12 protein-coding genes are annotated in these 14225 nt (G+C 59.7%); 3 read left to right on the forward strand and 9 right to left on the reverse strand.

All coding sequences use genetic code 11. The features are described 5' to 3' along the window. Position 1: 1 nt before the first annotated feature. The 5 genes from TU34_RS23655 to TU34_RS23100 form a co-directional block, all read right to left on the reverse strand. Positions 2-1270, reverse strand: coding sequence for a polysaccharide biosynthesis protein (locus TU34_RS23655; RefSeq protein WP_150116567.1), 1269 nt, complete (start codon positions 1268-1270; stop codon positions 2-4). A gap of 22 nt (positions 1271-1292) precedes the next feature. After that, positions 1293-2153: a glycosyltransferase family 2 protein gene (locus tag TU34_RS23085; protein ID WP_160298533.1), complete on the reverse strand. Its 861-nt coding sequence runs from the start codon at positions 2151-2153 to the stop codon at positions 1293-1295. A 59-nt stretch (positions 2154-2212) separates the two neighbouring features. After that, positions 2213-2722, reverse strand: a complete 510-nt coding sequence (locus TU34_RS23090) for an acyltransferase (protein WP_160298534.1) — start codon at positions 2720-2722, stop codon at positions 2213-2215. Positions 2723-2913: 191 nt separating this feature from the next. Beyond that, complete coding sequence (locus TU34_RS23095; protein WP_150116568.1) at positions 2914-4020, reverse strand: glycosyltransferase family 4 protein; 1107 nt, start codon at positions 4018-4020, stop codon at positions 2914-2916. Positions 4021-4024: 4 nt separating this feature from the next. Then, positions 4025-5131, reverse strand: coding sequence for a glycosyltransferase family 4 protein (locus tag TU34_RS23100; RefSeq protein WP_160298535.1), 1107 nt, complete (start codon positions 5129-5131; stop codon positions 4025-4027). An 896-nt stretch (positions 5132-6027) separates the two neighbouring features. Here TU34_RS23100 and TU34_RS15920 point away from each other — a divergent pair. Then, on the forward strand, positions 6028-6999 hold the full coding sequence (locus TU34_RS15920; RefSeq protein WP_045823881.1) for a GDP-L-fucose synthase family protein: 972 nt from the start codon (positions 6028-6030) through the stop codon (positions 6997-6999). 6 nt (positions 7000-7005) lie between these two features. Here TU34_RS15920 and TU34_RS15925 read toward each other — a convergent pair whose 3' ends face one another. From TU34_RS15925 to TU34_RS22695, 4 genes are all read right to left on the reverse strand, one after another. Next, a complete protein-coding gene (locus tag TU34_RS15925; protein WP_082080349.1) occupies positions 7006-8433 on the reverse strand; it encodes a tyrosine-protein kinase domain-containing protein in 1428 nt (475 codons plus the stop codon). Further along, complete coding sequence (locus TU34_RS22395) at positions 8430-9305, reverse strand: glycosyltransferase (RefSeq protein WP_052688972.1); 876 nt, start codon at positions 9303-9305, stop codon at positions 8430-8432. The genes TU34_RS15925 and TU34_RS22395 overlap by 4 nt, the downstream gene beginning before the upstream one ends. After that, entirely contained in the window at positions 9302-10768 is a 1467-nt protein-coding gene (locus tag TU34_RS15935) for a hypothetical protein (protein ID WP_150116569.1), read from the reverse strand. The genes TU34_RS22395 and TU34_RS15935 overlap by 4 nt, the downstream gene beginning before the upstream one ends. 83 nt (positions 10769-10851) lie before the next feature. After that, the gene (locus tag TU34_RS22695) at positions 10852-11622 is read right to left on the reverse strand and encodes a WecB/TagA/CpsF family glycosyltransferase (protein WP_160298536.1); all 771 of its coding nucleotides are present in this window, start codon (positions 11620-11622) and stop codon (positions 10852-10854) included. Positions 11623-12105: 483 nt separating this feature from the next. Here TU34_RS22695 and TU34_RS15945 point away from each other — a divergent pair, with 483 nt between their 5' ends. Together TU34_RS15945 and TU34_RS15950 are read left to right on the forward strand one after the other, a co-directional pair. Continuing rightward, complete coding sequence (locus TU34_RS15945; RefSeq protein ID WP_045823885.1) at positions 12106-13125, forward strand: hypothetical protein; 1020 nt, start codon at positions 12106-12108, stop codon at positions 13123-13125. Continuing rightward, a complete protein-coding gene (locus TU34_RS15950) occupies positions 13109-14200 on the forward strand; it encodes a glycosyltransferase family 4 protein (RefSeq protein ID WP_045823886.1) in 1092 nt (363 codons plus the stop codon). Before TU34_RS15945 ends, TU34_RS15950 begins: the two co-directional genes overlap by 17 nt. Positions 14201-14225: the final 25 nt, after the last annotated feature.

Raw genomic sequence — 14225 nt, forward strand, 5'->3', positions numbered from 1 at the left:
GTCATTCGCCACTGCGTACCTCCGTACTCCATTTCGAACACACTGGCACGTTCAGCAAAGGCCGCACCTTCAGATACTGGTACAGGAGCACACACACTTCGGCGGCCGCAACAGAAATTGCCACAGTATAACCTTGCCGAAAGACGGACACAGCGACGACGGCAGTCGCCGTCGCCACGACCGCTCCGATGACGGTACTAGCTACCGCGACACTCTGCTTGTTGAACGCCGGTAGAACAACGAGTCCAAAGAACTGGCTAACTACGATGCATGACAACGACACCGCCATCGGCACCACGAGTGCCCACGGGAGGGCAATCTGTCCATGTGAGAGCGAAACGCCAACGAACTTCGCGAGCGCGCAGAACAACACGCCGACTAGGACCGCCCAAACCGCTATGGCTCTCGCCGAGCGCGCGGATCGCGCGACAAGCTCGTCCATGCTGCGACTGGCCGGCACCCAGCCCTGAAGCACCTGAGTAACGATAGTTAGTCCGGCCGTTGCAAATCGGACCAACTTGTCGCCGAGCGCGTAAGCAGGAAGAGAATTCGGCGCTACGAGCGCTACTAACGCGACAGGGAGCGATACATACAGGCTAGCCGTTCCCGCAAGCAAGAATCCACTGCTCTGATTTCGTAACGCATCCCAATAGTCGGACAGTGTCCTTATTTTTCGTTGGCTGACTTTATTCCTGCCAATCGCCACTGCGGCAGAAGCCGGAATGGACAGGAATGATCCTAAAAGCTGAGCACCAACGAAGAACGCGACCTGCCCGCCCGCCATCGCGATGGAAAGGCCGACTACGACTCCACTTAGCCGGGGTACCGCATCGGTCATAAACATGGCCACTGGCCGCGCTGAACCGATAAAGAACCAGTTTCCGTTCATACCAAATAGCAATCCTGCTACCGAGGCGCAGACGCCGACAGCTGGCGCGCTCGGCGCAAGAATCCACGCGGCGGCCGAGCACAAGGCGGTGGAAAGAACCAGGATCGGTGCGCGGATGATTAGCGAGTCAACATAGAGTGCTGGGCGCAGTGCGGGGTCTGCCGACGCGACGTACGAAGGCCCAAAGGCGCCGTACCCAAACGACACACATACCGCACCAAATGTTCCTACTGCTTGGCCCAATGCGATGGCCGCCCAGGTTTCGGATCCATAGGATGAAATTACGATTGGTAGGGATGCCAGACCGGCAAGAACGGTTAGTGCGAATGTCCACAGATAGGGAGACTTTCGCACGATCTGCTCAAAGCGCCTGCGCGCCATAGATAATCCACGACGGCGCATATCAACTCGGCCAGACCCGTGACGGTCGCTTAGCCACTCCCTGCCATACAGCCTTGAGGACCGAAGCAACGAAGAGACGCTTACTATCACTAGATTTGCCCCGGACCGCAATGTAACGGACAAGCGAATCCGTCAATTCAGCTCGGAGGGCTTCACTTCCAAGGAAAACGTTTCTTCGGATCCAGATTCGGTTTCGTAGATCGTATAGTAGACGTGCGCCCATATCGCCGTTCGAAACCTTATCTGGGTGACGAATTCTGGATGCGTCGACCAGAAATCCGCCGCCGAACTTCGTCAGCCGCGCTGTGTACTCAGCGTCATCATGATAGATAAAAAAGTCAGCTATCGGGAGAAACGTGTCGCGCGCAACTTCAAGTACAATAAACGCGCCCACAAAAGATCCTCTGCAGGTGGGGTAAATTTTCCCAAGTGTGTCGGAACCGTCAAGCGGGGGTGTTGCCCCGGCCGCGTTATGCGTTGCGATTGTGCGCCCGCCTTCATCGATTACACGGCTCGACAAAAAGGCGACTCTTTGCTTGGTCTCAGATAGATACTCTAGAGCGTCGTGCAATGCTCGGTGCGCCTCAGGTTCGGGACAGGCATCATCGTCCATTAGCCATGCGTAACTATGGCCAGCATCGAAGGCCAGCTCCAGGCCTTTGCTAAAACCCCCAGCTCCGCCAGCATTTGTTTCACTCAGATGAATTAGAAAAGTGGCTGGCTCAAGCTCGGTTAGCCAGGCACGAGTTCCGTCCGAGGATCCGTTATCCACTACGATCACCTGATCGAGCGGTTGTGACTGAACACGCAGGGCTTGGATTAGTTCCTTCAAAAGATCAAGCCGATTGTACGTTACGACCACTGCGCAGCTGCTCACGATATTTTAAGCCCTCCTCTCAACGCAACTCTGGCGCTTTCTAGTCAAATCGAGCGAATTTTTTTGGCAGGAATTCCACCCAAAATTTCGTTGCCGGCGTGGGTCCCACTGACTACGGCGCCTGCAGCAACGATTGTTCTGGGCCCCAGACTCGTTCCGGCAAGCAGGGTTACTCGCGCGCCGAGCCAACAGTCGTTGGCAATCGTGACCTCCTGCTGTCGAGTACCTTGCTGACGAATCGGGATGTCGCGGTCGGCGTACAAGTGTTCTTGCGAATGAATAGTCAGATACGGTCCAATAATTACATCGCTCCCTATATCGACCCCCCCTGAGCAGCCGATATGGAAATAGTCGCCCACTCCGGATCTAGCGCCCAGACGAAACCCGACACCTACCAGAGACAATTTACTAGTAGTTGTGAGAATTCCACGCTTTCCAAGTCTTGATGCCTCCATGAGATGGACGCCCTTTGTGCTCCGGGCATCGATGTAGCAGTCGTCATCGATAACGCTAAATTCATGCATGCGTAATGATCGCTTACTTTTGATTTTCACTCGACTACCTATGAACGATGCAGACTTTGTCCTTATCATTCCGCGAACGAGTTGTGCCGCCCTTGTGATTGCCTCAGACGCCACGTCCCTGCTAGTCAAAGAAGGATCAACAACTGTTTGCCGCCCCACTTTCCGAAGAAGACTATTCACGAAGGTTCTCATGAAATCCGAGCTCTTTGTTTGGTTATTCGTCATGAGGTAATCCGTTTCTTAAGGAGACCAAGCAACTGTTTCTCGAAGTTCGATTGCCTGAACGGAGATAGTTCCACAGCCTGGATATCGACCCGTTCCAAGTTCGGCATAGTTGAGAAATCGGACTTCGCCAGTGGAACTATATGCCCGAGACTCCGGAGCTCCGGCGGGAAACCCGCGAATGCGAATGGCGTCCCAATGACCGGCACTCCTCGGGAAAAGGATTCGATAACCTTCACTTTTGCGCCGCCACCGAGATGTACAGGAGCCAGCGTTACGTCGACTTTCGCGTAGAACTCGTCGACGTCCCCGACCGGCCCCAGACACTCGACTCCGACAGGGATATCCAGGTTTTCAGATTCGTGGCCGGCGACGACCACGGTCCATCCAGCGTCGAGAAGCGGGCTGAGCCAGTTTTCAACTAGGTGCCGATAGGCATCTCGATTCGGCCAGTAACGAAAGTTGGCGAGAAAGCCTGCAACTCGAGTGCCGTCACCTTGCCGCGCAACGGAACGAAACTCCTGATCCGGCAACGGATTAGGTAGCCAGATTGCATCAATTCCACGTTTACGCAATACTGCGCAGTCGGACCATCCAGCACACGTAACGAGGAGTGCGTGCTCGCATGCGTCACCTTCCAGCTTCTCCAGCCAGCGCGATTGGAGTTTCGATGTCGCGCGAGCTATACCGTGTCTGTCGCTTGCTTCTCTTTTTGCAAAGTCACTCCATAGATCCATAAAGTCGACCCACAAGTATCTTGGGTCGCTCGCGTGCGCCAGACCCATCTGAGAGAGAACACAAACTGCAGTGAGATCCGGCGCTTCAGACCTGCATCGTTGTCTGAGCTTCATATCGCGACCTGCAGCCTGTGTGGGCATTGGCAAGTAGATTTTTTTCAAACGTCTAAGTGCTGAGACTACTGCTTTACGATACTCGTTCTGCTTATGGCCTGACTGAGACATACCGTCCGGATAAACGCAGTGTGTTAGTTCAGCAACACTCTCGATTGCAGACACGATCCCGCGGGTTCGCAGTGTGCCTCCATGCCGAGACGCATAGGGGTCATCGAGAGATATCACGAGGGCTTTTCCGATCAGCGACGGCACCTAGTCACCTTTCCCGAATCAGATTGAGTTTGCCGGCACGCTTCAATATCTCGTGCACATCGTTTAGATAACTGCTCATAGAAAATGTGGTTGACACGAAGTCTGAGCCGTTCTTTGCTATCCGGGCCGACAAATTAGTATCATCGAGGAGAACTTTGAGACCTTCGCTCAGGGCCTGGGCATTGTCGCGCTTCACGACGATTCCGGTGATAAGATGAGAAACAATTTCGCTGAGGCCATCTGCGTCCGTCACCACAACAGGTAGACCCGCTGCCATAGCCTCCGCAGCAACGGAGCCAAACGGCTCAATTCGGGATGGAACAACGGCTATGTCAGCTCCCGCAAGTGCGGCCGGGACGTCCTCAAGGTAGCCCCGAAAATTTACGCGGTTCTCAATTTTGAGGCGTCTTGCGATTTCGTGAAGATCATCTACAAACCATTCGTAGCCTGGAAATTCGTTACCAACGAGGTCAAGTGTGCAATCGTAGCCGTCGGCTAGAAGATGGCTGAAGGATTCAAGTAAGACGTCTTGACCTTTTCGTGGGCTCAGACGCCCAACCGCAATCAGTCTTACTGATGCTTCGGTTCCCTTCGGCTGTACATCTGGGCTCAGCCTGTAGTCTTCCCACCGCTTTCCGTTGTAGACGACATTTGATTCTTTCTGCCACAGCAAGTTCCCGGCTACAAAACGCTGCGTTGCAGCCGAATTGCAAATGATTGATCCTGCGAGCAGCAGCGGGGCGGTTATAGCTAGGCGCGCGATCTTGCTGGCACTTGTCTCAGCCTCTCTAACGTGTACTACACTAGGCCGTCGCGCGATGATGCTAGCGATAAGCCATACTGGCTGGATTATCGTGTTTACGTAAATGACATCGGGTTTCGTGTCGAGAATTAACCGAGTCGCTCGCATAATTGACCTAGGCAAGTCCAGCACTACCTTGATTAGCCCTCTGGCCGAAACGAGCGTTTTGCGCAAAGTAAGGATGTCGCACCGCACAATAGTGACGTTCTGCTCGGCGGCGAAACGTTCGATCTTTCCCGTCGTGGACGGTACGACGAGATCAACAATACATCCCAATTCCTGGAGGCCAGCGGCCGTCAAGACTGCCATGCGATCGCTGCCGTATAGATCCGTGCTGGGGTGGCACAGCATCACTCGCATCCCGCTCAGCGAGTCGCGCATGCTCTGCGGCAGTTTCGCGAACTGAGTGTTCTCTCTGTCTGCGTCGCGCAGGGAACTGCTGATTCCGACACGTTACATTCCCTTCACTGGCCTGAGGTCAATTGGCTTCGCAGGCACGGGTGACGTGCGGCGGCGCGGACAACGTACATCGAACCGCCAAACATCATTTACGACAGGCGATTACGCCTGATGGACTCTTAGATGCCGTGCTCTAAGAAGCGCAGCGTCCCGCTGCAAACCTTGGCCTCTTCTGCCAGCGACCAAGCCCCGAGGAAATACTGTATGGCATATCCGTTCCACTGTCGCGGTGTGTAGTTCGATCCGCCTACCGGCTGCGGACAGATATTGCTGGTGCGAAGTGCTCCTGGTAATGGTGCCACTGGTCGTGCGAGTCGAATCGACCACGGTGGCAGTGCTTTGTGGGCTCTCGGAGGGCAAGAGCCTCGTGTGCATTTTGTGAGCCGTTAGACCGGTTTGATGAGTTCCCGCGCCCATCCGGAATGAGCACACTCGCTACGAGTCGGATCACACCGTACTGGCTGGATCGGTCGTCACCAGTACAAACCCGCACGCTTTCGGACGAGGTCACCCCTTTTCTGTTAATCACTAACATAGTTCGCGTCCTACGACAGCTTCAGTGGCACCGTGGAAGCAAGTCCATGGGTCGGGCCTGAGCGTTACGGTTTCGTCTTCGTTCGGACGCATTGCGAATGACTAATACTGGTGTTGATATCAGCATTCCTGAACACGAGAGTGAATTCGTAATAGAGTTCCGTACAGTTCTCCGTGATCCGCACGGACCAGGTGCCTCGAAGGTCAAGCGCATGGACTCAGCACTCTTCGCCGATCGAGCGGTCTCCTCTGATGCGCGCGTGTATGTCGCCGGCCACCAAGGACTGGTGGGCTCTGCGGTGTGGCGGGCGTTCCAGGGCCGCGGTTTCGCCAATCTGATCGGTCGGTCGCACTCCGAACTCGAGCTCACCGATCGCCACGCGGTTTTCGACTTCTTCGCCAACGAGAAGCCAGACGTCGTGGTGCTCGCCGCCGCGAAAGTCGGTGGGATCATGGCCAACAGCACGTTTCCTGTCGACTTCATCAGCCAGAACCTTCAGGTCCAGGTCAATGTGCTCGACGCCGCTCTCGAGCATGGAGTCGAGCGCCTGCTGTTTCTCGGCTCCACGTGCATCTACCCCAAGTTCGCCGAGCAGCCGATTCGCGAAGACGCACTCCTCACAGGCCTACTCGAGCCGACCAACGATGCTTACGCAATCGCCAAGATCGCGGGCATACTTCAGGTGCAGGCAGTGCGCCGGCAGTACGGGCTGCCATGGATCTCGGCCATGCCCACCAACCTCTATGGTCCGGGCGACAACTTCTCCCCCACCACCTCGCACGTGCTCCCGGCCCTGATCCGCCGCTACGAGGAAGCACGCCTGTCCAACACCAAGAGTGTCGTCAACTGGGGCACCGGTACGCCGATGCGAGAGTTCCTCCACGTCGACGACATGGCAGCAGCGTGTCTTCACCTGCTCGACACATACGACGGACCGCAACAGGTGAACGTCGGGAGCGGGAAGGACCTCCCGATCAAGGACATCGCCACCATGGTCGCCGAGGCCGTCGGCTATGTGGGTGCCACCGAATGGGACACCAGCAAGCCCGACGGCACCCCACGAAAGTTGATCGACGTCAGCACCCTCCTCGGGAGCGGTTGGGAGCCGACCATTGATCTACGCGAGGGTCTTACCTCCACAGTCGATTGGTTCCGGCAGAACGAACACGCAATCCGCGAGTAGCCCTCTTCAGATGTCGCCGGACCGTCTTTCCCGAAATCCGCTTATTCTTGCTTCGGGATCGCGAACGGTGCCGTTCAGGACGAGGCCGAGCACTCGCCCAGGCCCTTCGGAGAGTTCGGCGATCGTCTCGCCGAGATCGCCGAGTCGGGATACCCCCGATCGTGCTACCAACACCACGCCGTCGGCAACCCCGGCCATGATCGCTACGTCCGCGTCAGAATTCACGGCGGATGTGTCCACGATGATGAATTCGAAGTGGTCGCGCAGCGTGTGGAAGAACATCGCTGCGGTATCCGACGTCAGGATGCGCGCTTTGTCGACCACGTCGGTTCCTGCTGTCACCACCGACAGATTGGTGACAGGGGTCGACTGCACCGCAGCGAGCGGATCGTGCGTTCGAAGCGCGTCAGTCAACCCGCCCACGCGATCGATGCCCATCACCGCATGGAGGGACGGCCGCCGCAAATTCGCGTCGACCAGCGCAACTCGGTGCTCGCCGAGGGCAGCGAAGGCCAGCGCGAGGTTGACGGCGATCAGGGATTTGCCCTCCCCTGCTACCGCACTCGAGACGACAAGTAGACGAGGTGGTTCGTCCACCGCAGCGAAACTGAGTGCAGTACGAATTCGACGGACAGCCTCGATCACCGCAGTCGATCGCTGGGTGAAGTCCAACTCGACGTGGCCGGCCAGCGCTGGGTCGAATGGGACCTCGCCCAACAGGGCGATGTCGGGCAACGACGCCAGATCCTGCGGCCGCCGAATCCGGGAGCTCAGGCGATCCAACGCGACCGACACAGCGCAAGAGATCAGTAGAGCGGCCGCCATGGCCAGGGGAATCTGCACGGCGCGATCGGGAAACAATGCAGAATCAGGCGCCGCGGCACCATCCACCGGCACGATCTTGACCGTCGGACCGTCAGTCGAATTCTGTTCCAGAACAGCCACGTACGCCGTCACAGCCGACGCCACTGCATTGGCGAGTTCGACCGCTTGGCGTCTATCAGCTCTCCGCACGCTGAATTCGATCACGGTGGTTCCGGGATCCACGGCGGCCGACAACGCGCCTCTGGCCTCATCGATCGACATCGCAGGACGCACCCCGCGCACGGCACGATTCAACACCTGCTCCGACGACGCCAGACCCGCATACGAGCGGGCGCGTTCCACCGACGACAGCGAACCCGCGTACACGTCCGCGGCCGTTTGCGTCGACTGTTGCGTATCGACAGTCACATACACACTTGCGCGGGCCTCGTAGACCTTTTGCTGCTGACCCGTGAGGAGATAGGCCCCCACCCCACTCAGCAGGGTGAATATGAGGAGCAGGGGCCAACGCCGGCGCATGTTGCGTACCAAGAGGTTCAGGACTGGATCGTTCGCAGGATCGCGTCGGCCTTGGAGGACCGGACCGCGCCGGCTGTAGGCGAACGTCATGACAACGCATACCGCCGATAGCGCGAGCGCATCAGTGACGGTCGTTCGGGATCGTCGCCGATCGTCCGCGACGATCCTGCGCCACCGGCGATCACCGTGGCGCGGAAGCCGAGTTCACGGGCATACCCGCCGTTGACCACTTTGCTCGCAACCCTCACACCGCGCGCGTATCGCGCCCGCCAAGGCCCGGGAGTGATCCCGAACTTCTCGTCGAGTGCCGCGTGCTCGCGCTGAACGAGATCGGCCAGCCGCGCGGACGCCTGCTGATCGTGCCGTGTGAAACCCGCGTGAGCTCGCCCCGTGTAATGAAACCGACCGCCCGCCCGAAGGATCTCGAGCCAGAGTTCCCAGTCCATCATTGTCTTGTTCTCAACGTTCCACCCGCCGGCACCTTCGATGAAAGACCGGCGAACGAAAGCGGTGCACGATGGCAGGCTCGAACCGAAGTGCTCCAGCACGATCGGGCGCATTGCGTGCTGGGTCACGAGGCGAATCACTCGATTTTCCGGGGTCACCTCGACGAAGTCCCCGTAGATCAGGTCGCATGAATCGCTTTGGATGATCGTCAGGATCTGTTCCAGCACACCATCGAAGTAGAACTCGTCACAGTTCAGCCAACCGATCCATTCGCCTGCGGCCATGTTCAGCGCGGTGTTGAGTGCATCGGATTGCCCTCGGTCGCGCTGCGAGACCCACCGAGTGTCGGTCCTCTCGAGGTACGCGAGCGAACCGTCCGACGAGCCACCATCGGCCACGATGTGCTCGACTCGCCCGTCAAGGGCGCTCGGTAACACCGAGTCGACGCACCGGGGGAGGAATGGCATGCCGTTGAAGGTCGGGGTCAAAACGGACAACAGCGGCGTGAATGTCACGAAGTGACCACCGTTGACCGTCGTCGTGTTCTCCCGGTCCCGATCGATCTGGGCAAGCGGGACCCCGTCGTCCCGCCGCCTGAAACTCGGAGCGAGCAAGGCCGCCGGATCACCACCAGGGCTCCGGCGAGGAAAGTGAAGATGATCGCACTCGACGTCGGATTAACCACGATGGGATTGACCAATCCTCCGAACAGACCCGCGTTCGCCACCATCACCATCACGACCGCGGCGTGAAACCGCGGGGCCGACACCATCGCCCGTGACCTCGAGACGGCGTACGTGGTCGCTCCGAAAACGCCCACGAACAATGCCGCGGCCACTACCCCACCACCCAGGTACATCGTCAGCACATCGCTGTGGGCCGGCACCACGCGACGCTCACCGGACAACACTGCGACGATGGACAGATTGTTGGTGAACAGCCTCGACACGATCGGGTTGTGCACTTCGGTGAAAACTTGATTGTAGAGATTCTCCCGAGTCACGGAGTTGTCGACTTTACCCACGGTCACGAAGTAGGACGAGCTCGCTTTTAGCAGGTAATCGACGTTGAAGGCCACGAGAAGAAGACCGACGACGAAGCCGCCCGACAGAAGCGCAGGCATCAGAGGACCCCGGTAACGAGGCAGCACAATGACGGCTGTCACTACCACCGAGATGACAACCAACACGTATGTGCCGGCCGGGTTCTGGATGAACGCAAACAATGTCGCCAACACCCCGAAAGCAGTGAGCGAGGGCGATCGCGCAGCCAACCCGAACCCGATCGCCCCGACGAACACGATCGACTTCTCGTGGTTGAACACCAGGTCCGACACAGGCGAACCAGGCGTATACGCCAAACCCACCAGGATGATCAAGACCCCACACCCCGCACCCGCGTATTTCATCCACCGGCGGAACTGGTCTGGGGTCGAGGAATCGGCGACCGTGAACGGCACCGCGACAAGCAACATCGGAAGAAGCACGGGCAGTGCGGTGTTCGGAATTCCCGAGGCCAGCCGTCCCCACAGACTCCCGCCGATGCCGACCACGCACAGCACGAGAGCAAGGCCACTGGGGAGTACAAAAGCGCTGGACAGTGCTGGGCGAAGCGCGAGCACCGTCGCCGCCACCGCGAACAACGCCAGATACTTGCCGCCGGGGAAGAGGAACACCGCGCCATTGAAGTTCGCAAACGTGCATGCAATGACAACGAGGACGAGTGCGAACACACAATGATTCGCAACCGCGTCAGCGCAGTACAGCCATGTGGCCCCGGCGAAGACAGCGCCTGCCACCGCCAGCGCAGCCAGAGCCGGCGACGACGCGACCACCGCGCCGAAGCCGAGGCCCGAGGCAAAGAAGACGACGATCGCCGCAACGATTTTTGTGCGGTTGCGATGCGGATCAGGCTGAAGAACGAGCCGAATCTCCGATCGGAGGGACCGCGGATCGAAGCGATAGTTCTTCCGGCTCACGGCCTCGCGTGCATGCCGACCCCGAGGGGGCTGCGACCGGTCCGCCACGTCCCCCTTCCCGAACTCGAAGATCGGCGTCGAAGTCATCGCACAGTTCCGAAGGGGTCGCCGTGGCGGACCATCTTCCGCCCGAAACCGCGTCTCACCACAATCGACAGGAACACTGCGTTACCGATCAGGTAACGCCGCCAGAGACGCCGCGGGTCGCTCCCCAGGCGAAACGCCCATTCCAATCCGGAGTTCTGCAGCCACAATGGAGCCTCGGGCATGGTTCCAGCGAGAAAGTCGAACGCGGCGCCGACGGCGACGAAGGTCGCGTCCACGCGATCGGCCAAGCCCACCACCGCTTCGTCCTGCTTGGGTGCACCGAGTCCCACCCACACGACGTCGGCGCGCGACTGCGTCACCACCTCGGCTCCGTAGCGGAAGAACTCCTCATCGAGCGGCGCGAACGGCGGAGCCCACGACCCGACAACCTGCAGGCCCGGGTACGCGGTTTCCGTAGCAGTGATCAGCTTCGTCAGGGTCTCCGGAGTAGTACCGAGAAAGAAGTGCCGGACATCCATGGCTCGGCCCGAATCGAGGGCGGTTCGAAAGAGGGTGGCGCCGCGAACGCGATGTGCTCGGTGCCGGAGGGAACGAGAACGCAGTTTCATCACCCAGACAACCGGTAATCCGTCCGGGAAGTTGATACCCGGGCTTGCGAGCAAGTCACGGTAGGCGGCGTCTCGTGAGGCAAGGGCGACTTCCTTGGCGCCTACGAGCCGTACGGCCCAACCAGTACGAACACCGCCTCCGCGACATTCACGGCTCGTGAGGAATTGCGCCGCATCTGCGATGTCGGTGACCACCACCGGGACATCCCCGACCCACGCCAATTTCTGCCCTCCGTAAGAGGGCTTTCCACTCTGCGGATGAAAGGTTTTCTCCATCAGGTCCCGTGGTTTCGAAGGTTTTTGCGGACAGTGCGCCTTTCACGATTTACGGAAAGCAGACCACCCGAACATTACTCACCTGAACGCCTCCCTGGGGCATCGAAAGCCGCAGAGTGTTCCCCGATTGACCAACATCGGCCGATGCCAGACACTGGGCGAATGCCACGCCTCCGCGAATCACCACGCGGAGTCATCGTCGCCTTTGCACTGCTGTCACTGGCACTGTTCGCCTACGCGGCGACTGCTGGTTCCCCACTCCGTTTTCAAGACGAGTTGGATTACCGCGCTGTCGCGCACGCGATCGCAACCGGTAGGGGGTTCGCTTTCGAGGGGCACGCGAGTGCATATCGGCCTCCCACGTGGCCGCTTGTCCTTGCCCCCTTCATCGTCCTCGGACTCCCCATGCAGGCTCTGGTCCTCATATCGCCGGCGCTGCTCATCGCGGCGGGTGTCTTCGGTGCCGCCATCGGGCTGCACGTCACCGGGAATCGTTGGGGTTCGGTTGCGGGGATAGCGGTGCTGGTCTATCCGCTCAACGCCTACGCATCGGCAACGCTGTACCCACAGGCTCTGGCCACCGCCCTCGTCCTCGCATTGGCTCTCTTCGGCCTGACTCTCGACAGCAGGCGCAACGATCACGGCGGCGGCGCTGCGGTCATGATCGGCCTGGCGGGTGCCGCGCTGACGCTCGCCGTGCCCGTGCTCGGTTTCACGGCCGTCGCCATGATCGCCGCGATGGCGTGGAGGCGCAGAAGCCGGCGAGCACGTTTCGCCACCCTGTCCGTTCTCGCGTTCGCGCTACCGATCGCAGCGTGGACGACCCGCAACTGGATTCAATTCCATAAGTTCATACCTGTCAGTTCTTCCAGTGGCTTGAATCTTCTCATTGGCAACAATCCGGCGGCCACACCCACTTCCGGGGTCGATGTCGACATCACCAGCTATCGCGAACGCCTGTCTTCGATCTTTCCTGAGCGGTTCGACGACATCTCCGCAGACGGCCGGTATCAGCACGCTGCGATCGAGTGGATCACCGGCCACCCAGGAGACGCGGCCGTCCTGTTCCTGGGTAAAACAGCCAACTACTTCGTCCCCTACAACGCGCCGGTGACCGCAGCTCAGGGAAGCTCTCTTCAAGAGCTGATCGCCTACGCTGCTTTTGCCTTGCTGTTGGCAGGCGTCGCCTGCCGGATCGCTCTCCGCAAGTCGTTACCCGTCACGTTTCCCGAGAAGCTATGGCTGTGGCTGTTCGTGGCCAACGCGCCGGTGATGGCTGTCTTTTTCACCCGTGTTCGATTCCGCCAGCCGCTCGACGCGCTGCTCGCGGTCGAGTTCGCGGTCGGGATGGTTGTGCTGATCGCGGCGATCAGGGCCCATCGGAGCGGGTCGGCGAAGGGCGGGCAACGTGCGAGTCACCTATGACGACCAGATTTTCGTCAGTCAGCGTCGCGGCGGGATCTCGAGATACTTCAGCGAGCTGATCGACCAGTTCAGCACAAGTGAGGATTTCGGAGTCGAGCCGCTGTTGGATTTCCGCTTCACCGCCAACGAGCACCTCCTCGGAGTGCCCGGCACCGGGGTCCGATCAAGCCCGCTGCCCGCACGCCTCGACAAGGCGCGCCTGCTGCGCCAAGTGAACCGGTACACGTCGCGCCGGCGTCCAGCGGAAATCCTTCACCACACCTATTACATGCGCGACGCATTGTCCCGAAGCGCCCCTCGCAGGGTGTGCACCGTCTACGACATGATCCCCGAGCTCTTCCCCGAGAACTTTCCGCAGGGAAACCCCCATCAGGCCAAGCGCGCGGTGGTGGAAGCCTGCGACGCCGTCATCTGTATCTCGGACACAACGCGGCGTGATCTCGTCCGCATCTACGGCCCCATCGGCAAACCGGTGATCGTCACACCCCTCGCCGTCGGGGCCGACTTTCACCTCGCAAGTCGGCCACCGCCTCCGCGTCCGCAGGCAAGGCCGTACGTGCTGTTCGTAGGCCAACGCGGAACGTACAAGAACTTCACCGTGCTGGCGCGAGCCTTCCGCGACATCGCGCACGAGTTCCCGCGGCTGGACCTGCTGTGTGTGGGAGGAGGCCCCTTCACCGCAGATGAGGCCGCCGGTCTCGGCGAACTTCTCGTGAGCGGCCGAGTTCGGCAGACGCACGTGCCCGACGCCGCCCTCCCCAACATTTACCGCGACGCCCGCTGCTTCGTCTTTCCCTCTCGCTACGAGGGTTTCGGGCTTCCGGCGCTCGAAGCCATGGCAGCGGGGTGCCCGGTGATCGTTGCCGACAACGATTGCCTCGCCGAGGTCGTCGCCGATGCCGCGGCACGATTCGACGCCGACGATTCCGAAGCGCTCGCCGAATTGTTGCGAGTCGCGGCCGACGACGGCCCGTGGTCGACGGCGCTTCGGGAGAAGGGCCGCTCCCGCGCGCGCGCGTTCACCTGGGAAGCCACGGCCCTGGCGACAGCAGAGGTGTATCGACGTGTTCTGTGAAGCCGGGTACCCCCCGTCACCCGCG

Source organism: Williamsia herbipolensis, from assembly GCF_000964005.1.
In the GTDB taxonomy this organism is placed as follows: domain Bacteria; phylum Actinomycetota; class Actinomycetes; order Mycobacteriales; family Mycobacteriaceae; genus Williamsia_A; species Williamsia_A herbipolensis.

Coding starts and splice junctions, on each gene's coding strand:
- TU34_RS15920 (WP_045823881.1), top strand. CDS start 6,028: ATGGACTCAGCACTCTTCGCCGATCGAGCGGTCTCCTCTGATGCGCGC.
- TU34_RS23100 (WP_160298535.1), bottom strand. CDS start 5,131: ATGGCAGTCTTGACGGCCGCTGGCCTCCAGGAATTGGGATGTATTGTT.
- TU34_RS15945 (WP_045823885.1), top strand. CDS start 12,106: ATGCAGGCTCTGGTCCTCATATCGCCGGCGCTGCTCATCGCGGCGGGT.
- TU34_RS23655 (WP_150116567.1), bottom strand. CDS start 1,270: ATGGCGCGCAGGCGCTTTGAGCAGATCGTGCGAAAGTCTCCCTATCTG.
- TU34_RS15925 (WP_082080349.1), bottom strand. CDS start 8,433: ATGACGTTCGCCTACAGCCGGCGCGGTCCGGTCCTCCAAGGCCGACGC.